A 22,676-nucleotide genomic window follows, 5' to 3' on the forward strand; every position below is an offset into this window, starting at 1 on the left:
TGATCGCATTTACAACAGGTGAGTAAACAGCATTAGACCGTCTCGACTAACTTTGGTTTACACTGGCTCTACAAGTAGTTAAAATTTCTCCCTAGATGCCTGAGATAATTGAGATACCTATTGAAATGGCTCACTTTCAGCTTCCTCAAGCTGTTCAAGAGCGCCTTCACTTTCTGCTGGATCGTCAGGATGCAGGCGAAGAGTTAAATCAAACAGAACGGCGAGAAGCAGAAGGACTTGTTGAGTTGGCAGAATTTTTATCTCTACTTAGCTTAAAGTCGCAACGTGTAATGAAGCAGGGATAAATGTCAAAAATTCCCGCTGCCTTGCGTTAATTAGTTATTCAAAGAGCGGGCGATCGCTGTGATTTTATTATGCTACGTTAAATATAAATTTTCCCTATAGTCTTACCTCAACCCTAATTGCTGTTTTAACGCTTCTGGTACATTCACCGCTTTATCCAAACCACGCACACCCCCCCACTCAAGGTAATTACTCCAAGTCATTTTCTCCAGGTTAGCGTTGCTAAGGTCAACACCAGCGAGAATAGTATGGCTAAGGTTAGTGTGGCTGAGATTTGCGCCATTAAGGATAGCACCACTGAGGTTACTACCACTCAAGTTGGCACCACTGAGGTTCGCGTAACTGAGATCGGTGCCAAAGAGAATTGCATTGCTGATGTCGGCACCACTGAGATCGGCTTGATTAAGAATGACGCCGCTAAGATCGGCTTCATTGAGAATCACGCCACCGAGTTCTACACCGCTAAGATCTGCACCCAAAAGAATTGCGCCTTGCAGGTTAGCACCGTGGAGTTTTGCACCATTAAGTTTGGCATAACTAAGGTCAGCAGCGATAAGAATAGTACTTTTAAGGTTGGTGCCAAAAAGGATGGTGTCACTTAGGTTTGCGCCTTTGAGAGTGGCATGATTGAGGTTCGCACCACTGAGATCCGCACGGCACAGATCAGCATAGTTAAGATTAGCGCCGTTAAGATTCGCATCACTGAGATTGGCACTGAAAAGGATGGCATGACTGAGATGGCTGCTACTGAGTTTGGCATCTTTAAGGTTGGCACCAGTCAGATTGGCGTGACTAAGATCTGCACCACTAAAGTTGGCACTGTTGAGATCGGCACTATCGAGATCAGCGCGGCAAAGATCAGCACCACTGAAGTTGGCTCCACTGAGGTTAGCACTACTGAGGTCAATACTTCTGAGGCTAGCACCACTGAGATTCACACTGCTGAGGTTAGCATCACCAAGATTGGCACCATTGAGGTTGGCACCACTGAAATTCGCACCAGTCAGGTTGGCATCACCAAGGTTGGCACCATTGAGGTTAGCACCACTGAAATTCGCACCAGTCAGGTTAGCATCACCAAGGTAAGCACCGCTAAAGTTACCTTCTTTCAGGAATTCACCAACAACATTACTAAAATTGCCAATTTCAATTGCATCACTATAGTTGATTACCCTAAGTAGTTGTGATGTAAAAAAGTTGTTTGTGTGTCGTTGTCCAGAGGGATAAAAAATAATTTTTTCTTTCAGGTGGTCTTGCTGTTGTGCATAGCGATGTAACTCCAACAGCAAAATTAATACATTCAATCCTGTATTTATATCTACCTGCCGCAGTCCGATCGCAATATTTTGTGCTTGCAACTGCAACATCTTTTGCTGTGGCAAGTTGTCTGTAGGTGCAGCATCGATAAATTCCCCTTGACACCAACGTTGATAAAAAGTTTCTAAGCGCTGAAATAACAGCACTGGACAAAATTGCTCGCTAGCAATTAGCTTTGGCGTTACTGCTTCTACAATGTATGGTTTGAGCGCACAATTGCCCATCAACTCATATATCTGCTTGTGCAGTTGGCGATCGCTTATCTTAAAACTCGACTCACTATCAAGTTTTGCCCACTCTTCTAAGCTTTGTTGCAACCTGTCCAAATATAGCAATTCTCTGCTATTGTTTTGAGTCTGATTCGCTTTTATGTGCGATCCCTTGACATAAGTTATCAAACGCTTCCATACTTGAGATAACTGCGCCATACTTGTATCCATTAATACTATTTTATTTTTTATTGTTTGAGAGTTAACTGAAGGAGTTTTTATTTACTCAAGCGATCGCTATTCATAAAAAAAATTAGTATTTTTAGTTACATTTTTATAATTAAAATATTGCTTGGCTTTAGTTTTACTGTTTAAACTAAAAATATCTGCTATAAAAGTTTTTTGATGTCTAATAACCTCAATCATTCAGGTTAAATTGTTATACTATTTTGTCAGCATTTTTTCTAGTCAGATGCAAAAATAATACGTACTGTTTGCTACAGATGACATTATTGGCAAAAGTACTAGAGTAAAGAAGTGCAACAAAGCTGAAAAAAAATGTAATAAAGCTAAAGAAGTTTAGTAATAACCGATATAAAAAATCTACTGTCGTATATTTGAACAGCTTGGTAGTGCTGTGATCTGCCAGTAGTGGGGTGAGGAAATTAGCAATCAGTCTTTATATAAAGATAAGAAGATAGCAGAAATTTTATATAGGAAATGAGCCAGGGAAAGTTTGGATGAACAGATTAACTTTTTATGTAATTGCTTTACATGGTTTATTGCTAGGAATAACAACTGTTAACACCAAGTTACTTGCCATTGAAGTAGTGTCGAACAGCGTTTCTATAGAAGCTGGGAAACAGGACACGGGAAATCAAAAGGACGCGGGGACGCGGGGAGGTGGTGACACGGGAAATCAAAAGGACACGGAGACGCGGGGAGGTGGTGACACGGGAAATCAAAAGGACACGGAGACGCGGGGAGGTGGTGACACGGGGAATATTGTTGAGAGATTGTCCGTGTCTTCTGAAAGTGTGTCTTCTAAATCACTGCCTCAGTGGGCGAGATCAAAAGTGTGGGTTCTTGATCGTAACCAACAATTACAGCACAAGCCTTTCATTTGGGTAGGCAAAGATACTAAACAAGCTGATCAGCAACCTTTTTTATTAGTTGAGAAAAATTCAGATCAGCCAACAAAATATAAGCCAGAAAAACCAGATGAAAAACCCAGCTCTACTTCCAAACCTGCCAAAAAAGACGATTTAGAGGCATTTAGTGAAGTAGTAAAAGATACTCAAAAAACAGAAGGATTATTTACCCTATACCGAAATAAGGAAAAGAATAAGATTTATTTAGAGATTAAACAAGAGCAACTGAATAAAAATTATCTTGCTACGGCGACACTTGAATCAGGTATTGGTGAAGCTGGGATCTATAGCGGAATGCCTTTGCAGGATTTTTTGTTTTACTTTCAGCAGGTAAACAACAAATTGAATTTTATTGTCCGTAATGTCAATTTCCGTACTCATGAAGGAGATCCACAAGCGCGATCGCTAGCTCGGTCATTTAGTGATTCGGTTCTGTATAGTATTGAGATTAAAAGCATTCATCCACAGCGCAAATCTATTCTGATTGATTTAAGTGAACTGCTACTTACAGATCTAGCAGGATTGTCTGCAAGTTTGGGACTCTCCGGCAGTGCAGACAACTCCTATTTTGGTAATGCTAAAGCTTTTCCGCAAAATATTGAAGTAGAATCAGTTTTCAATTACTCTGGCAGTGGAAAAGACGAAAAGCCGGAATTTACAGCCTTAGCTGATAATCGTGGCTTTACTTTGCGCGTTCATTATAGTTTGTCCCAGCTACCAGACAACAATTACCGAGCTCGGTTGGCAGACGATCGCGTTGGTTATTTCATTACTGCCTATCAAGACTTATCCGACGAAGAGCGCAAAGAACCCTTTGTCCGCTACATTAATCGCTGGCATTTAGAAAAACAAGATCCGAATGCTGATATTTCTTTGCCCAAAAAACCAATCGTCTTTTGGATTGATAATGCCGTTCCTGTTGAGTACCGGGATACGATTAAACAGGGCGTTTTAATGTGGAATGCAGCCTTTGAAAAAGCGGGATTTAAGGATGCAATTCAAGTACAGCAAATGCCGAATGACGCCAAATGGGATTCCGCCGATATTCGTTACAACACTATTCGCTGGATTAACACCGTAGATGGATATTTTGCAATGGGGCCATCCCGTGTTAATCCCTTAACAGGAGAAATTTTAAACGCCACCATTTTGGTAGATGCCAGTTTTATCCGCGCCCTCAAGAGTGAGTATCGCCAAATCATCCAACCCAATCAACTCAAAAATCGGACTTCTTTAACAGCGTTAATGCAAAATCGTCTGCTTTGCGCCAATGGTTTAGAAGCAAAAAGTGACGAAAAGTCTACCCAACAGCAGGAACTGCAACATAAAATCACAAAACGATTGTCTCGACTAGCAGGAGAGTATGACCTTTGTTATGGCATGGAAGCTGCTAACCAATTTACCTATGGTTCTGTGGCAATGTCGCTATTGTCAGACAAACCTGTTACTAACGAGCAGATGAAACAATATATTCATCAATATTTACGCTTGATCATTGCCCATGAAGTTGGACATACGCTGGGATTGCGACACAATTTCCGTGGTAGCACCTTCTTATCACCGGAGGAATTGAATAATCCAGAAATTACCCGCCAAAAAGGTTTAGTTTCGTCCGTGATGGACTACATTCCGCCAAACATCGCCCCCCAAGGTAGTAAGCAGGGAGATTATTTTCCTAATATGGTAGGGCCCTACGATCGCTGGGCAATTCAGTACGGCTATACACCGATTGGGGCGGCAACTACAAATGCTGAAAAACCATTTTTGGATAAAATCGCCCAGCAATCTTACAAACCTGAGTATAGTTATGCTACAGATGAGGATGTGTACGATCTAGATCCCACTGCCGATGCTTGGGATAACAGCCGCAATGTCCTTGTTTACTCACAGTGGCAATTGGATAACGCACGGGTGATGTGGGGACGTTTGGACAAACGTTTTCCAGTTGAAGGAGAAAGTTATAGTGACGTCAGAGAACGTTTTGGGACTGTACTCGGTAATTACTTCCAAAACATCTATTACGCCACAAAATATATTGGCGGACAGTCTTTCTTTAGAGTTCATGCTGGCAACAACCAAGGACAATTACCGTTTCAACCCGTGCCAGCAGACAAACAACGGCAGGCGCTAGCAATGCTGCAAAAGTATGTTTTTGCTGAAGATGCCTTTAATTTTTCACCAGATTTATTGAATAAATTAGCACCTTCACGCTGGCGGCATTGGGGGAGCAGTCCCCGCATCGGTCGTTTAGATTATCCGATTCACGATTTGGTATTATTTGTCCAGAGTATTGTTTTATCGGATTTGCTTTCAGGCGATCGCCTCTCCCGTCTCAAGGATATTGAACTTAAAACGGAGACAGGAAAAGCTTTGACGCTACCTGAATTATTTGATACCTTGCAAGAGGGTATTTGGACGGAAGTAATAAAATCTAAAGGTAAAAACATCACAATTTCTAGCTTGCGTCGCGGCTTACAGCGACAATATCTAGATACTTTAACTAGTATGGTGTTGCGGAAAAAATACGTTCCAGAAGATGCTCGCACGCTAGCTTGGTATAAAATTCGCCAGCTAGATGAAAAACTAGCAAACGTAAACTCTGACGACGAATATACCAAAGCGCACATACTCGAAACACGCGATCGCATCAAGAAAGTTTTAGAAGCGCCTTTGCAAGCAAATTAGTCTCTGAGGGATTAGGGAGTTAATCAGTGAACAGTGTAGACGCGCAGCGGCTTGCCCCAGGCTACAGTTATCATACCAAATCCGAATTTAATACCCCCTTTTACCCTACACCCTGGAAGGGTGAGGCTACATAAACAAAGCCCGCCTACGCGGGCTATACAAAAAAGGGTTTGAACAACCGAATTTGGTATTAGGTGTATTAGTGTTAACTGATAACTGATAACTGAATCCTGATCCCCAATCTTTCGGTCAAAACTTCCACCAAATGACAAAAGATGTAGTTAAAGCTAACAGAGTTAACAGCACAATCCCTATTGCCCCTTGCAATGCGTACCAAACTTGTTGCTCTGGGGAAGGATATTCAGCATAGGAAATCTTAGGCTCAACTGCGTTATTTTCAACAAGTTGTTCCTTGTCTAGAGTGTACATAGTTGCGTTTCTCTGTTAGCTGTTACGCAAATCAATGTAGTGATAATCTGTAGAAATAACAATATTTTTTAGATACAGGTTAGTTTTATCTATCATTATAAAAACTGAACAGTCCGCCAAGAAATTAAATTTCTTGGCTAAAAGCTAAAGTCTGATAAAGCAGACTAAGTAAGATTTTCAGTCAGTTTTAACTGACTTGAACTATAAGCCTGGAAACTTCAGTTCCAGGCGTTTTATACTAAATTGGGATAGGAAATATTATTTGATGAAGTTTATATTTTTGTAGAGACGTGCCATGGCACGTCTCTACAGATTCAAAAAATACTTAATTTCTCATTCCAAATCTGACTGATAATTCTCTAATTTCTTCTTCTTCCAACTTCCGAAACAGTGGTGGAATGATATTAATTGGATGACCTGGATACAAAGCATCAAAATTCACACTTTCGCTGATCTTTGTCGTTCTGTCGGTATTAGATAAATGCAGTGCATCAAAAAGCTTTGCAGAGGTGAATGGAAGAATTGGAAGAGAAACAAGTGCATAAATTCGGATTAAATTAATACAAGTTCGCACCACTTGGGCTGCTTCTTCAGGGTTCTCTTTAATCAGTTTCCACGGCGCCCTTGCATCAACATACTGATTGCCAACAGACCATAAGGAATAGAGAGCTTCTATTGCCTTGCGAAACTCCATATTTTTCAAAGATTCGCAGTATTTGTTCACAAGTTGCTTGCAAGTATTTTGTAGTTCCTGTTCTTTTTGACCAAAGCTGCCACCTTCAGGAATAGTTGCGCCAAAATTTTTGACAGTAAACTTAAGAATTCGATTAACAAAGTTGCCAAAAGTATCAGATAAATCTTTGTTAACCTTCACTTGAAATAACTCCCAAGTAAAAGCAGAATCAGCAGATTCAGGAATCATCGACAAAAGACTATATCGCCAATAATCGGCAGGTAAGATTGAGAGTGCCTGGTCTAGAAAAACTCCTCGTTTTGAACTAGTAGAAAACTTACCGCCATAGTATGTTAGCCAATTAAATCCCTTAATTTGATCGGGCAGTTTCCAGTTTTCTCGCGTACCTAGAATCATCGCTGGAAACATAATCGTGTGGAATGGCAAGTTATCCTTAGCCATAAATTGCACGTAAAAGGTATTTTCTGGCTCGCGCCACCACGTTTCCCAATCTTGGGAATTTTCTATACCCCATCCTTTAGTTGCAGCGATATATCCAATGGGTGCATCAAACCAAACATAGAAAACTTTTCCCTCAAATCCCAGGCGGGGAACAGGAATTCCCCAAGTAATGTCGCGAGTGATGCATCGGTCTTGAAGTCCTTCATTTAACCACTTCATCGCAATTGACTTAGTGAGGTTAGACCAATTTGGATGTTTCTCAACCCAAGCTTTTACCTCATGGGAGAGTGCAGAAAGCTTTAAGAACAGGTGCTTGGTTTTTCGGACTTCTAAACGTGTGCTTCCTGAAATTGCAGAACGCGGTTCTATCAATTCAGTTGGGTCGAGTAAAGATGTACAATTTTCACACTGATCTCCCCTTGCTGATTGATATCCGCAATGGGGACAAGTCCCAATAATATATCTATCCGGCAAAAAACACTCATCATCAAGAGAGTAAACGAGGCTAATCTCCCGTTCTTCTATAAAACCGTTTTTGTCCAGAGACTGATAAAAATACTGGGTTAGCTCTTGGTTATAAACTGATGAGTTGCGACCAAAATAGTCAAACGACAAACCAAGGTTTCTATAAATTTCTGCCTGGAGTCCGTGCATTCTTTCACAGAAAGTAGCTACATCCAGTCCTGCTTCCAAAGCAGCTATTTCTGTCGGTGTACCATGTTCATCAGTAGCGCAGATGAAGAGAACTGTTTCGCCTTCCTGTCTCAAGAAACGAGCATATACATCTGCTGGAAGCATAGAACCTACAAGGTTCCCCAAATGTTTGATGCCGTTGATGTAGGGCAGTGCGCTGGTGATTAGGTACTTTACCTTAATGTCATTAGTATTTATAGGCGTTGTGGATATAATGGAGAATTTGCAGTCACCCCCATAAGGATTTTGATATTGGATTTGTATTACTTATTATAATACACGATGTTGTATAAAAATCCCAGACTGGCTGTTTGATGTGAACTGAGTTCTAAGATTACTCAATAAGTATAAAATTTATCACAGTGGCTTCAACATTCAAAATTGATGCAACCCATGCTTCTAAGAATAATTTTAATTTTAGCAACCTCTATATTATTGGTTTTAGGATTACTATCCTTAAGTAGCTATTTTGCTTGGTTTTGGCCGCTAGAATTGATAACTCATTTCCGAGTTCAGTATTTGATTTTATCGTTAATACTCAGTATTAATTTTATTATTCTTTGGAGAAAACACTATCTCAAAAGTAAAATCTTAGTTTTCGTTGCCTTATTATTAGTTGGTTTGAATTCAATTGAGGTGATTCCTTGGTATCTACCTCATTGGCAACAGGCAGCTAGTAATACAAACAACCAGATTCGGATTTTATCTTTCAATATTCATATTCAAAACACTCGTTATAATGACATTATTAATAGTGTTCGCGATCGCCAACCTGATGTCGCTTTATTTATTGAAATTAATCGCACCGCAGTTGAAAATTTAAAAACGGGGTTACAAGACATTTTACCCTATTCTTTTAGAAGTCCTGGTGGCGGTCTTGCGATTCTCAGTCGCTTACCTATTAAAGATGCTAGGGGAGATAATTTTAATGGCAAAGGAAATCATAGTCTGATCGCGACTTTAGAAGTTAATAGACAACTGATTAAGTTTATTGGAATTCATCCTCTAGTACCTCTAACACGGGGGAATTTTCATGGTCGTAATAGTCAATTAGCAGCATTGAGTGATTATATTCAAGCAGTCGATCAACCATTGATTCTAGTAGGAGATTTTAACTTAACACCCTGGTCGCCCTACTACCGACGTTTGATTGGCGAAACAAAGTTGCATAACACTCGCTTGGGTTTTGGTATATTACCCACATGGCCACGACCAACAACCTATGCAAATTTACCCTCGTGGATCCTTCCCTCGATCAATATCCCCATCGATCACTGTCTGATTAATCAGCATTTCGGTGTCGTTAAAATTCACGTGGGAGCTAATCATAATTCCGATCATGCACCGCTGATTAACGACTTGGTATTACGTCCGAATGCAAACATCACTTCCACTACCAACTAGTGATGATGGCAACAACAGCCCCAATGTGTTATTCAAGCTTTAACAAGAGCGCACTCAGCTTACACGCGATCGCGATCGGTGGATACCTCACTTCCCATCTTACGCCTCGCCCCTAAAACGCCTAGAACTTCAGTTCCAGGCTGATAGCGACTGTCAGTTAAAACTGACTGAAAACTTTACCCAGTCTACTTTAGTAGACATTAGCTTTAAGCCAAGAAATAAATTTCTTGGCGGACAAGAACTCAGATGCAAGATCTGAGTCACTGTACAACACCCAATCAGGCGATCGCTTGACTCTGTTGTTGCTAATTCGGCATTATCTTTAGTCTATGAGTATTTTAGTGTCAACCACTATTGACTATTTGTAATATTTATTGTTATATTAATTTACACAAATTAAAAAAACCAAATAACTACCCTATATCAATTGAAATTTACATAGATTTGGGCGTCATCTAAAACTTTTGGACGCCTGTATTGATATTCACAATTGTCATTCGTACTTCTCCTCTCTCCTCAGCTAATCGGCTGGGGTTTTTTATTGCACCAAATCTTGCCTTAAGTCTTGGCGATCGCCTCAGGTGTAGGAGGGATGCGTGCTAGCAGATGCGATCGCAGTGTGCCAGGTAGCTTGGGAGGTAAAACATATCCGTCTTGACTTTCTTGATAAAGCTGGCTGAATTGCAACAAATCAGTTGTACTATCTTCTGTTAGATCGACAAAATGGTATGTATATTTTTGCGGACAAACAAAGGTAACAACACAAGAGCGTTTCTCAACGCAAGTCCACAGGCATCCCACAGACTGAATGTTGAGAGTGGCATAAATAGAATTATTTTTTTGAGCTTCCAGCAGTTTGAGGAATAGTTGATTTCCTTCAGCGCGATCGTCTGCTTCTTCGTGATCGAGAATTGCACTGCACGATTTACAAACATATAAGGTATGAAGTGTCATAATCAGAGATTTATAAAAAGTATCTAGGCAAAATTTTCAGTAATAATGTTATATCAAACTTAACTATCCTTAGGGTAATTTTATGGTGAATTTATGAGGTACTTAAATAAGTCATCAATAATTGCGTTTGCAGCTAAAATCCCACTTCCAATCCAGTAGTCCGGAACTAAATAAACTTTATTTTGTTGCACAGCCTTTAAATTTTGCCAAAGTGGATTTGATTTGAGTTGCTCTAATTTATTTTTTGCTGTTTGGTTTCCTTGGGTACTATTTTCAGCCGTCCAGATAAATATAACATCACCGTCTGCTTTTTCGATTAATTCATTACCAATAGACATTTGAATCGAATTACTAAATAATTTCTCTCCCTCTGATGCACTGAGATTTTGTGAGTCTGGGCGAGATAACCCAGCGTCTTGTAAAACAATGCCGCAGAATGAATCACGTAGATAAATATTAATATTACTTGGATACACTCGCACTACAGACACTTTGAGTTTTGATAAATTATCACCCATGCGCTGCTTAAATTCTTCGAGACGACGGTAATAATTTGCCATGACTTGTTGACCAATTTTTTCCTTTCCTAAGGCTACACTAATATTGGTAAACACCTCTTTCCATTTACCACTATGTTCAAAGTTCAATAAAATTGTTGGGGCAATTTTTGAAGATAGATTATAAATATATCGCTGATAGTCAGAACCTAAAATTAAGTCTGGTTTAAGCGCGAGAATATTTTCTAAGTTAGGTTCGCCATTCTTACCAATGTTTTTCACTCCGATCAGCTTGTCTTGTAAATAAAAAGAGAAATCGAAGAAAATGCTACCAACAGGTTTAATACCTAGTGCGATCGCATTTTCAAACGAAGCATCATCTAGAGTTACAAGTCGCTGAAAGTTTTCCGGAATACAGGTGATTCCCGCAGCGTGTTCAAACTGACGACAAGCCGGGTTTGTACTTTGATAATTAGCAGGTATAGAACCACCATGATGACAAGCTACAGCCAGCAGTAGAGTACAAAATATTACAATTCCAAATCGGAACCAGTGAGTAAAGCTTTTTATTTTGATATAACTGTCATTCATGATGGTATTTCATAACCTACACCCTATTTTTGTCAAAATTCAATTGCAAACGAACCAATGAATGTTAAAGGTTCACCATAGTAGACACCTAAACGACTACCCTCAGAACCAGTAAAATAGGTTTTGTCAAATAGGTTGCGAATATTTAAGGCAGCTCTCCAGTTGTCGCGCCTGTAGAATACCGATGCATCGGTACGCACATAGCTTGGTAAAACATAACTGTTGTCTAAATCCCCGAAGCGATCGCCAACAAAAAATAATCCTAATCCAAATCCCAACCCTTGCAAACTTCCTTGTTGAATTTCATAGGTTGTCCACAAGCTTGCTGCGTGTTCTGGGATGTTATCTCGACGGCGACCTTCTAAATCGGTGGTATCTTTGCTGATAAAGGCATCAATGTAAGCATAAGAAGCAATCACTTTCCAACCAGGGATAATTTCCCCAGCAATATCCAGTTCAATACCTCTGCTTGTCTGTTCCCCAGTTTGAATTTGGTCGTTGGGATCGGTTGAATTCGGGTCATCAACAGTAACATTTTGCTTGCGGAGGTCATACAATGCTAAAGTTGCACTCAAATTGCGGGTAATATCAGCTTTCACACCCACTTCAAATTGTCTACCTGTTTCCGGTTTAAATGGCTCACCATCACCATTGCGACTTTGACCAAAACTAGGTTCAAAAGAGGTTGCATAAGATGCGTAAAGCGAGATATTTTGAGATGGTTGATAAACTATTCCCAAGCGTGGACTAAAGTTACTATCAGACTGAAAAAATTCTTCCCTTTCTTCACCCAAATTGCGTACAGTACGATTTTGCTCAAAAATATCGAATCGTCCTCCTGCTAGTAATTTGAGTTGGGGAATTATTTCTATTTGGTCTTGAAAATAAAACCCATATTTATCGAGAGTATCATCACGGAAGAAATTTAATATGTCTCGCTTGGGATACTCTAAACGAGCATAAACTGGGTTGAATATATTAATAGATGGGTAAGGTTCAAAGTCTCCAAAAGTTCCATCTTCAGTGATTTTAGTATAATCAAATCCCAACAATAATTGATGTTTAATTGAGCCTGTAGAAAATTTTCCTACCACATCCGTTTGCACTGAATAAGCATTATCTCGACGCTGAGAAAAATATTGCAATCTACTTAATTCACCCGTTTCTTCATCTAGAGAATCTCGTAGAGGATAGTAGCGTTCTAAATTTACGAACTGAGCGCGGAAAGTATTTCTAATTGACCATTGGTCGCTAAATTTATGGTCAAATAAGTAACTAAAATTAGTCACATTTACTTCCACATCCTGGAACGGTTCACCTAAAAAACGTTCTCGTGGTAGATCTACCGGACGATTACCTATTGCTACAGTTCCATCATCTGCTGTTCGTGTTTCCTGAAGCCAAGAACCATCTATAGTTAAATTTGTGTTAGCACCAAGTGCAAACTTGAATTTAGGAGCAAGAAACACACGCTCTGAATTTACAAAATCACGAAAACTTCCAGCATTCTCATACAAAGCATTGAAACGAGAAAGTATACTTCTGCTATCATTTAACGGCCCCGATAAATCAATAGCACCTCGATAAGTGCTAAAACTGCCAACAGTTCCCTCAAAAGAATAAAATGGTTGAGCTAGAGGTTGTTTAGTAACTAAATTAACCAAACCACCTGGGGGAGCATCTCCAAATAATACTGATGCTGGGCCTTTAAGTACTTCGAGACGTTCAATATCAGCAGTTTCAATCAAGCCACCATAATCTTGGTAGGAACGAATTCCATCCCGAAACACATTTGCACGGAAACCACGTAAAGCAAGATACTCACTGAAACCTTGGTAGTAACCAGCATTTGTAGAACCACTCACATTTTGCAGTGCATCTTGAACGCGAATTGTGCCTTGATCTTTGAGAACTTCGCGGGGTATTACCTGAATAGACTGAGGAATATCACGGAGAGGCGTATCAGTTTTAGTAGCGGTTGATGCTTCTTCTACACGGTATCCACCTTGTTCACCAGTAACCACCAATTCAATCGGTTCTTCTGGTTCTTCATTTTGTGCCGATGGTTGTGACTCTTCTGTTGTAGTGTCTGGTGGAAGGGGTGCTGTAGGTGGGGTGGAATTCTGCGGTTGCGCCTCAGTAGTAGTCATACTTGGCACAACTCCAAAAATCAAACCTTCATCACCATCAAATAACTCAACTTGCGGCGTACCAGTTTCACCAGTTACCGTCATGCGAATCGTGTTCGCATCCAGGTTAGTAACTGTAACTTCAGTGATTCCTGTAGTGGGTTTTTCTTGACGGAATGTATTACCACTAGGTAGCTTTAATTGGGCATTGGGAATGTCAATAATGTAGCTATTCCCCTCACTCTTATTTGTGAGTTGCAGTTGCTCTGATTGATTGGTTTCTAAAGTTACTTCTATGCCTTTGTCTGTTGCTTGTAACTGAACACCTGTTACCTGAACAAGAGACTGGGCAAGCCACTGTTGAATACTCTTCGCAGGTTTTTCTATATCACTCAATTGAGAAATTTTAGATGTTGGTTTTTGGTTATTTTCAGCCGATGCAGGTGGGTTAACCAATACCAAAGCCAAAGCGATCGCCCAAGCTAATTTTTGCAACTGATTTGACATCACTCTACTCACCACACAAGAAGAAGAGGACAAGGAGACACGGGGACACGGAGACGCGGTGACAAGGGCATGGGACAAGGGGGATAGAAAAAATCCAATGCCCAATCCCTAATCACCAATCTCCAGTTCCTTTTCCTTGCAAATAGTAATTACTATCAAGAAGATTACAGGAAAGCTCTTGGGCGTGGGTGATTTTTGTGAACGCTAGACGGAATTTTTTGAATGCTAGACGGAATTTTTAAAGTTTTAAGTTGTGAAATCAGATTATCATTGCTTTTGCATATTTAAATTTCAAGATAAAATTTGATATTAAAAAGAAAACAGTTTCATGTTCTCGTTCTTACCCTATCAGTTCATTCAGTTCCATACATGAGCGTGAATTAGCTATTAAGAATTCTTTGGGATTGATGCCAAATTTTTTTCTAAAAGCAGTGGCAAAATAACTACGACTAGCAAAACCGACGCTACGAGCTGCTTGAGAAATACTTGTGTCTCCTGTGGCTAACAATTTGCGTGCTTGTTCTAATCTATGATGATGTAAATAGCCGAAGACTGTTGTACCAAACACTAAACGAAAGCCTCTTTTGAGGGTACAGTCATTCAAGCCGACTTGTCTGGATAATTCCATTAAAGAAGGAGGATTATCTAAATTACGTATTAAAATTTCCTTGGCATAGTGAATGCGTTCTATATCATCAGGCTTTAATGAAAAAGTATCATTTTTGCCATGATGTGCGGACACATCTTCTTCAATTAGCAATACCATTAGTTCCAAAACTTTACTTTCTAGGTACATCCGTTTCATCATTCCCTGGTAGGGACAATTTAAAATTTGCTGTAATGCTACTTGCATTGCTGGAGTTGTAGTGCCGGAACGAGAATAATATTCTTGATGAGGTTTTCTGACGAGGTGAGTTAATTCTTGCGGAAGCTGCTTTTTTTCTTTACCCATAAAAAAGCGAAATAACTCTGGTTCGATGTGAACATTAATATCAATTATTTTTTCTGATTTAAATGATTGAAATCTCTCTTTTGGTGCTAAACCGCTACCCCACAAACTGTTTTGTCCGTTACTGATATAAAAATGGTTATCTTGGTGATATCCTGTTACATAAAAGCTGTATTCTAAAGGATGTTGTCGTTCGGGGAGTTTTACAATTAGATCGTCATACAGTTGATATTCTGAAATTTCTAAATATAAACCATCCCGTAGTTCTATTCCACCAGAAAATCCTTGACCTAATTCTTTCGGGAAATGACAAATGGTGTCAAACATATTCCAACGTTCATCTACGGTGGGGTTTAGCCCATCGCCCTTTGTTTCCGTTTCTGGTATCTCTACAAATAAATCCCAAAAAGCTTGTTGTGAAATTGTGATTGTCATAACTTAATAGCAATAAGTTTTGATTTGTTGCTAATTATTAGCAATGTGTTCTGGTGAATTATCAATCCAAAGTCAGTTTGAGTTGTACTTGTAATTAAATGCAGCAAGTAACAGTTTATTGACAGTCATTAGCACTAGCATGATGAGAATAAACTATTTTTATACTGTTAATTTGTTATTAAGCATACAATTTTTTTGCATTAATTTCTCAATTACTGTGAATTCTTTCACCGCATCAAGAAAATTCTTGCTGATAGCTAAGGGTTTATGAAAATAGGACTACAGCAATACTGGAACTTACTTGTAGAGTATCTAAATCCACAAAAGGGAAGAGTTGTAAAGTTTGCGATCGCCCTTTTTGCCAGCATCGGCTTACAAATACTCAACCCCCAAATTCTGCGTTACTTTATCGATACGGCTGTTGCTGGTGGCTCAAGTCAAAAATTATTCTTAGCTGCCTTACTGTTTATTGGTATAGCTTTAATCACACAAGTTATCTCTATTACTGCGACATTTTATGGCGAAAACGTTGCTTGGACAGCTACTAACGCTTTGCGTGCAGACTTAGTAGAGCATTGCTTGAAACTAGATTTATCTTTTCACAAATGCCGCACACCCGGCGAATTAGTTGAACGCATAGACGGTGATGTTCAGAATTTGTCTGAGTTTTTCTCTAAGTTCACTGTACATATCTTGGGCAATTTGCTCATGATTTTGGGTGTAATTGTGGTTCTTTTCTACGAAGATTGGCGAGCAGGTTTAGCTATTTTCTTTTTTGCTCTGATAGCTTTATTGATTCTGATTCGGTTGCGTGGTATTGCCGTTCCTCACTGGGGAAGCTATCGCCAAGTTAGCGCAGAGTTTTTTGGTTTTGTAGGTGAGCAGCTAACTGGCATGGAAGACATCCGAGCCAATGGAGCTAAAAATTATGTCATGCATCGCTTCTACAAAATTTTGCGACGCTGGTTACCTATATTTCATAAAGCCCGGTTTGCCGATACAATTCTTTGGGGTACGACTAACGGTGTCTTTACCTTAGGTAGTATCATCGCTTTAACGGTAGGTGCTTACCTATGGAGTCAACAGGCTATTACTATCGGTACAGTCTACCTTTTATATTACTACACCACTCTTTTGAGCGAACCGATTGAACAAATTCGCAACCAATTTGAAGACCTTCAGCAGGCAGATGCTAGTATTTACCGCATAACAGAGTTATTACACATTCAATCTCAATTAAGTGCAGGTGGAAATAAATCAATTCCTCATGGTGCGCTTTCTATCGGTTTTGAGAATGTTTTATTTAGCTATGGTGAAAACAAACCGGGAAATGAGGACTTAATTTTGCAAGATATCTCCTTCTATTTACCTCCTGCCCAAGTATTGGGATTATTGGGGCGTACTGGAAGTGGGAAAACGACTTTAGCGCGATTATTGCTGAGGTTATATGATCCACAATCTGGCTCCATTTGTTTGGGAGGTGTACCTATAAACCGAACTCCCTTAACAGATTTGCCAAAACTTGTAGGATTAGTCACTCAAGATGTACAACTCTTTCAAACCACAGTCCGTAATAATCTAACCTTTTTTAACCAATATATCAGCGACGATCGCATTCACGAAACCTTGGAAATGTTGGGATTGTCAGAATGGTTGCATTCATTAGCCAACGGTTTAGACACTATTTTGGGAGCAGACAGTAGTGGCTTATCGGCTGGGCAAGCGCAGTTACTAGCATTTACCCGTGTTTTTCTCAAAGATCCTGGCTTAGTGATTTTAGATGAAGCATCTTCCCGCCTAGATCCAATGACAGAAAAACTGATTGAAAGGGCTGTAGACAAGTTATTGATAGGACGTACTGGCATTATTATCGCCCATCGCTTGGCAACAGTAGAAAGAGCGAATCAAATCTTGATTTTAGAAAAAGGTCGAGTTGCTGAATACGGTCAACGGGAAGAATTAGTCAAAAATCCTCAATCACGCTTTGCCCAATTATTACAAGCTGGTTTAAGTGATTTATTAATTTAGTGGTTAGTCATTTGTCATTAGTCATTAGTAGGGGCGGGTTTATTTAGATATTTCGTCATCCTAGAGAGATTGTTATTAAAACCCACCCGTACTCAAAAGTGATTTCTTCTGCCTTACTTTCAGAGTAGTACTATTTTTAATTACGAATTAGTTATGACATCAGCCACAAAAAAGCTACAAGGTTGGAAATTATTATGGCAATTGATTTGCTACAAACCAAAACTCTACTTGATTGACACTTTTTTCTGGATTTTGATTATGGGCTTACCTGCCCTACCTGGGTTAATCATCCGGGAATTTTTCAACAGTCTGACAGGCGAAGCTCAATTTGGTTTATCACCGTGGGCATTAATTGCTTTTTTGCTGGCTTTGAATTTGGGACATATAGCGGCGATATTTGCGGGGCGGATTACCAAAACCCAGCACCGTTTTACCATGAGATCATTGTTAAGACGGAATTTATTAGAACGCCTCTTAAATAATCCTCATGCACAACCGATGATGGCTAGTGGCGAAACTGACAAAACTGTATCACCGGGTGAGGTAATTAGTTATTTTCGTGATGATGCCGAGCAAGTAGAAGATAATGTAGCATGGGTATCAGAAATTCTGGGAGAAGGGATATTTGCGATCGTTTGTTTAGTAATTTTATTGAGTGTCAATGTGCAAATGACACTGTTCGTTTTTCTCCCGTTAGTAGGGATGATAGTAATTATCCAACAAACAGAAACTCGCATCAAGCGCTATCGCATAGCCAGCCGTCAGGCTACCGAAAAAGTGACAGGTATTTTAGGGGAAATATTTAGCTCGGTGCAAGCAATTAAAGTTGCTGGTGCAGAACAAAACGTGCTGGAGTATTTTCGCAATCTGAATGACAAGCGCCGTCAGATGGTGGTTAAAGACAGTCTACTAAATGCCATTCTCAATTCACTATTTCAAAATATGGTAAATTTAGGGACAGGTTTAATTTTACTGATGGCTTCTTTTTTAATGCAAAGTGGTGTTGGGAAGCTAACAGTTGGGGATTTTGCTTTATTTGTCTATAACCTTTCATTTGTAACTGGTTTTTTTAATTCTTTAGGCAGATTTATAGCTTTTTACAAGCAAACAGAAGTTGCCTTTGAACGCATGGCTGCTTTAATTTCTGGTGCATCAGCAGATACTTTAGTAGCCCCTAAACCTCTGTATATTAAAGATTTAGGCAAATCTAAAAAAGCTCTGCCCCGATTAGAGCAACCTTTGGAGCATGAGAGCGATAAGCCTGACGGCATGGCTAGCGCTTACCGCCTACAAACCTTAAAAGTATCTAATTTAAGTTATTGCTATCCAAGCACTACTCAAGGAATTACAGATATTAGCTTTGAGATTCAGCGTGGTAGTTTAACTGTAATTACTGGTCGAATTGGTTCTGGTAAAACTACATTATTGCAGGTTTTATTAGGATTATTACCCAAACAAAGTGGGGAAATTTACTGGAATGGGAACATAGTTGCAGATCCTGCCAATTTTTTTGTTCCACCTCGAAGTGCTTATACTCCCCAAATCCCTCAACTTTTTAGCTACACTTTGAGAGAAAATATTCTGCTGGGCTTGTCTAAAGATGATTTTGATATCGAAACAGCTCTAAAAATGGCTGTGTTTGAACAAGATTTAGCAACTATGAATCAACAACTAGAAACTTTAGTAGGTACAAAAGGTGTTCGACTTTCTGGTGGACAAATACAGCGAGTTGCAGCAGCCAGAATGTTTGTACGCCAACCTGAATTACTTGTATTTGATGATCTTTCTAGTGCTTTGGATGTAGAAACAGAATTAATATTATGGTCGCGGATTTTTGCCAATAAAAATGAACAGGAACAAAACAATTGGATACCAACCTGTCTTGTAGTGTCGCATCGACGTTCTGTTTTACGTCGTGCTGACCAAATTCTTGTGATCAAAGCTGGTAGAGTTGTAGCGCAAGGAAATTTTGATGAGATTTTAGGAGATGGGCAAGCTGATTGGATTTTTTAGAGTTTGCTTGCTGACTATGTGTGTTCGAGATGATGATCTGGCACAATAGTTTCTACATCCCGTAGCACGCGTACAGAAAACCCAGCCCAACCAACCAGCAACATACACACTGCACACATCACATATAAAAGTGCTATCCCCGCACCAGTACCAGTACCAAATAATTCTCCCAAAATACCGACAAGAAAACCTCCAGATTGCAATGCAGGTGTAAAAACACGATCTGCCAAAGGCCCTGCTATTAAATAGCCTACCGCAGAAGCTAGCTGCAAAATTAGCGATCGCGCTGCAAAAACTCTTCCTTGCACATTTGGTGGTACTTTTGCCAACCAGATAGCAGTATCCGAACTCCCATTTAAAGGGAAATTTAAAGACGAACAAAATTGAGCCGGAATCCAAACCCAAGGTGTTCTACCCAAACCAAAAACAATTTTACTTAAGCCTGCACCGATCATTCCCAATAAAACACCTTTAATTTTCCGTCTAAAACCACCCCACGTGCTCACAATTATGGCTCCTGTCACACCACCAAAACCAGCAGCAGAAGCCAAGCTACCCAGCACTAAGGTATTATTATCTGTCCGTGACAAAATCATCGGTGCGTATAGGGAATCTCCAATGTCATGGGGTAGCCAAAATAATAAGTTAACTACTAACAGTGCCAGTAAACTTTTGTGAGTAGTAATGTAGCGCCAACCAAATCCCAAATCTTGCCAAATATCGACTATTGTTTCATTTTCTGTGGTTGGTGATGGTTGAGGAATAGTAACTAACAATAAACTGCCAATAGCGATCGCAAAAGTAAAGATATCAATCAGCCAAATTCCGAGAAAACCAATGACTGTATAAAGATATCCAGCCAACGCAGGTGCGATAATATTGCTACCGTAACCAGACAAAAATTCTAGACTACTAGCGCGGGTATAGTGTTGTTTGGGAATCATCAGCGATACTGATGACGAGTACGCCAAAGACTGGAATTGATTAAAAGTTCCGACAATCGCACCTGTAAGGTAAAAGTGCCAAATTTGTAAATTATTGGTGAGATGAAGTAGCAGAATGATAATTGTTGTGAAGACAGCAACTGTATCACCCACCATCATTAAAAGTTTGCGGTTAAATCTGTCTACAATTACACCACTGATAGGGGTAATGATAATACTGGGAAGTAAACTAAAAAAACCTACCAGAGTGAGGGTAGTTGCTTTACCTGTAATTTCCCATGCCCAAATTTCAATCGCAAAGCTAGTCATGCTGCTACCAATGGTAGAAACTAGCTGACCAAGCCAAACAATTATAAAATTACGCATACTGGCGGGGTTTGGTTGTTGTGGCATCAGTGTGAGTCAGCCTCTGCCATGTATTTTTTAATTTGGGCAATTCGTTCCTGTGGTTGCATCAGAGGACAGTTGGTACACTTTTCATCGTATGGGGGAATGAAAGCATACAAGCAGCAGGTGAGTCTAACTGTGGTTGTGGCTGGTAAACCGGGTTCGTTAAGTTGTTCAGTGCGTACCAAGTTGTAGAGGGGATTGCGTCCCGGCATGACTGAACTGTAGGCTTGTTCATACAAGACTGAATAATCTGTTTGTATCGCTTCTGAGCTAGTACATTGGCTGAGTTCGGCAAACTGCCCATGGGAAGCATTAACCGCATTGCCCCACATGGTTTTTTTGGAGAGTTTGGTTAAGCTGTGAACTCGCTCTATCATTGGTGCTAGATTACGCTGGAATAAGCTAGTGAAGACAGCTTGGTGTAGGGCTTCAACGCTGTTTACTATGATGCCTGGGTAGTCTGTGGGAATTGGAATAGGCGATCGCTGAGGATAAATTACAGTCTGACTAAGATCGTGAAACCATAGCGCCTTAGGTTCGCCGTCTTCTAAAACAAAACTTACATTGTCAAGCCCAGCATCCAGCCCTATTCCCGCCCAAGTCATCAAGGCTAAAATACCTGGTAACGTTGTCCAACTATAAACTTTGTTCCAGATAGAAGCTGTAATGCGAATATCTTGGCTTTTTTGGTATATGTCGCTGGCTTTCCAAGCAGATAAAAGTCTCTCTGGTTGTAGATAATCATTCAGTGAGATAACTTCAGCGCGATCGCAAGGTTGAGTCAAAATAATGCAGTCTGTATAGAAACTATCTAAAGTGCGTTGAGCAAGAGTAAATATATCTTCTAGAAGATTACACTCACGACTATAATTTAATTTTTGTGGCATTTGTAGTATTTCTCTGATTATGAATAACTTTTATGAGGCTTCCACTAAGTATTTAAAAAGGTCATCTAAAATCGCATTTGCTGAGAGAATATTACCAAAAATCCAGTAACCGGAATCAACAAGATAAACTCGTTCATTTTTAACTGCGTGTAGGGTTTGCCATAAAGAACTATTTTTATATTTGTTGAAATTTCGTTCCGAACCTGGGTCTAGTGCTACAAATAAAATATCTCCATCCAGCAAGTCTAGGCGTTCTAAACTTACTTGTATATATGTATGATCTGAACTTTTACCTTGGCTAACCTGAAGTTGTGTAGCTGGTATTGAAAGCTTTAAATCTTCTAAAACACTTCCAGAAAATGATAGCTGGGTTTGAAATTGAGTAAAACTATGTCCTGCATAAAACCGAATTACAGAAATATCTAGCTGACTCAATTTTTTACCCATAGCCATTTGGATCTGTTGCACTCTTTGTTGATAATGAGCAAGTAAATTTTCAGCTTCTTCAATTTTATCTAGAATTTTAGCAATACGTCGCAGATAATTTTTCCAAATATTATGTTGACTAAACTCAATAGAAACTGTAGGAGCGATTTGAGAAAATAAATTATAATTTTGTGGTTCAATTCCAAATCCTAAAATCAAATCTGGATGTAGTTGCACCATTTTTTCAAGATTTGGTTGGCTTTCCTTGCCTAGATAAGTTATGTCATCAAGTTTTCTAGCTAATACACGCGCTTTACTACCCACAATATTTGCCCGAACTGTTCCTACTGGTTTTAAACCTAAAGCCACTACCACTTCTAAAATATCTTGATCCGTCACTACGATTCGTTGAGGATGAACAGGAATACAGCTTTCTCCTAATTCATGCTTAATGATTCGACATTCGGATGTTATTAGCTTTGCTGTTGGCGAAGATACTTTTTGATGAGAAAAGCTATAGCAACCCTTGAGAAAGATTGCAGTAAAGGTCACGATTAAGAATAATCTGATGTGTTTATACCAGCATTTCCTTATCATTGT

General features: G+C 39.6%; 14 protein-coding genes and 1 pseudogene. 5 read left to right on the forward strand and 10 right to left on the reverse strand.

What is annotated here, in order from left to right; all coding sequences use genetic code 11:
• Nucleotides 1-95: 95 nt before the first annotated feature.
• Nucleotides 96-305, forward strand: coding sequence for a hypothetical protein (locus QUB80_RS24895; protein ID WP_289792167.1), 210 nt, complete (start codon nt 96-98; stop codon nt 303-305).
• A gap of 102 nt (nt 306-407) precedes the next feature.
• Here the strand turns inward: QUB80_RS24895 and QUB80_RS24900 are convergent, their stop codons facing one another.
• Entirely contained in the window at nt 408-2,048 is a 1,641-nt protein-coding gene (locus QUB80_RS24900; protein ID WP_289792168.1) for a pentapeptide repeat-containing protein, read from the reverse strand.
• 521 nt (nt 2,049-2,569) lie between these two features.
• Between QUB80_RS24900 and QUB80_RS24905 the strand changes: the two genes are divergently transcribed.
• Nucleotides 2,570-5,665 carry a zinc-dependent metalloprotease gene (locus QUB80_RS24905; RefSeq protein WP_289792169.1) on the forward strand — a complete coding sequence of 1,032 codons (3,096 nt, stop codon included), beginning with the start codon at nt 2,570-2,572 and terminating at the stop codon, nt 5,663-5,665.
• Nucleotides 5,666-5,914: 249 nt separating this feature from the next.
• On the opposite strand, the gene psb34 is transcribed toward QUB80_RS24905, so the two are convergent.
• The gene (gene psb34 / locus QUB80_RS24910; RefSeq protein ID WP_289792170.1) at nt 5,915-6,094 is read right to left on the reverse strand and encodes a photosystem II assembly protein Psb34; all 180 of its coding nucleotides are present in this window, start codon (nt 6,092-6,094) and stop codon (nt 5,915-5,917) included.
• A 325-nt stretch (nt 6,095-6,419) separates the two neighbouring features.
• Complete coding sequence (gene metG, locus QUB80_RS24915; RefSeq protein WP_336622350.1) at nt 6,420-8,186, reverse strand: methionine--tRNA ligase; 1,767 nt, start codon at nt 8,184-8,186, stop codon at nt 6,420-6,422.
• Between the two features lie 357 nt (nt 8,187-8,543).
• Here metG and QUB80_RS24920 point away from each other — a divergent pair, with 357 nt between their 5' ends.
• Nucleotides 8,544-9,326, forward strand: a complete 783-nt coding sequence (locus QUB80_RS24920; protein ID WP_289792171.1) for an endonuclease/exonuclease/phosphatase family protein — start codon at nt 8,544-8,546, stop codon at nt 9,324-9,326.
• 558 nt (nt 9,327-9,884) lie between these two features.
• On the opposite strand, the gene QUB80_RS24925 is transcribed toward QUB80_RS24920, so the two are convergent.
• The 4 genes from QUB80_RS24925 to QUB80_RS24940 all read right to left on the reverse strand — a co-directional run bounded on the left by QUB80_RS24925 (nt 9,885) and on the right by QUB80_RS24940 (nt 15,388).
• Nucleotides 9,885-10,280, reverse strand: coding sequence for a DUF1636 domain-containing protein (locus QUB80_RS24925; protein ID WP_289792172.1), 396 nt, complete (start codon nt 10,278-10,280; stop codon nt 9,885-9,887).
• Nucleotides 10,281-10,360: 80 nt separating this feature from the next.
• A complete protein-coding gene (locus QUB80_RS24930; RefSeq protein WP_289792173.1) occupies nt 10,361-11,368 on the reverse strand; it encodes an iron-siderophore ABC transporter substrate-binding protein in 1,008 nt (335 codons plus the stop codon).
• 32 nt (nt 11,369-11,400) lie between these two features.
• Nucleotides 11,401-14,004 (reverse strand): TonB-dependent siderophore receptor, encoded by a 2,604-nt coding sequence (locus QUB80_RS24935; protein ID WP_289792174.1) that lies wholly within the window; start codon nt 14,002-14,004, stop codon nt 11,401-11,403.
• A gap of 340 nt (nt 14,005-14,344) precedes the next feature.
• Nucleotides 14,345-15,388 carry a helix-turn-helix transcriptional regulator gene (locus tag QUB80_RS24940; RefSeq protein ID WP_289792175.1) on the reverse strand — a complete coding sequence of 348 codons (1,044 nt, stop codon included), beginning with the start codon at nt 15,386-15,388 and terminating at the stop codon, nt 14,345-14,347.
• 267 nt (nt 15,389-15,655) lie between these two features.
• Here QUB80_RS24940 and QUB80_RS24945 point away from each other — a divergent pair, with 267 nt between their 5' ends.
• Nucleotides 15,656-17,416 (forward strand): ABC transporter ATP-binding protein, encoded by a 1,761-nt coding sequence (locus QUB80_RS24945; RefSeq protein ID WP_289792176.1) that lies wholly within the window; start codon nt 15,656-15,658, stop codon nt 17,414-17,416.
• A 153-nt stretch (nt 17,417-17,569) separates the two neighbouring features.
• Entirely contained in the window at nt 17,570-19,429 is a 1,860-nt protein-coding gene (locus tag QUB80_RS24950; RefSeq protein WP_289792177.1) for an ABC transporter ATP-binding protein, read from the forward strand.
• Between the two features lie 14 nt (nt 19,430-19,443).
• On the opposite strand, the gene QUB80_RS24955 is transcribed toward QUB80_RS24950, so the two are convergent.
• From QUB80_RS24955 to QUB80_RS24965, 3 genes and pseudogenes are all read right to left on the reverse strand, one after another.
• The gene (locus tag QUB80_RS24955; protein WP_289792178.1) at nt 19,444-20,766 is read right to left on the reverse strand and encodes an MFS transporter; all 1,323 of its coding nucleotides are present in this window, start codon (nt 20,764-20,766) and stop codon (nt 19,444-19,446) included.
• Complete coding sequence (locus QUB80_RS24960) at nt 20,766-21,650, reverse strand: ferric iron reductase (RefSeq protein WP_289792179.1); 885 nt, start codon at nt 21,648-21,650, stop codon at nt 20,766-20,768. Before QUB80_RS24960 ends, QUB80_RS24955 begins: the two co-directional genes overlap by 1 nt.
• Nucleotides 21,628-22,628 (reverse strand): annotated as a pseudogene (locus QUB80_RS24965) (iron-siderophore ABC transporter substrate-binding protein). The gene QUB80_RS24960 and the pseudogene QUB80_RS24965 overlap by 23 nt, the downstream one beginning before the upstream one ends.
• Nucleotides 22,629-22,676 lie beyond the last annotated feature (48 nt).

It is taken from the genome of Chlorogloeopsis sp. ULAP01 (assembly GCF_030381805.1).
GTDB lineage: Bacteria > Cyanobacteriota > Cyanobacteriia > Cyanobacteriales > Nostocaceae > Chlorogloeopsis.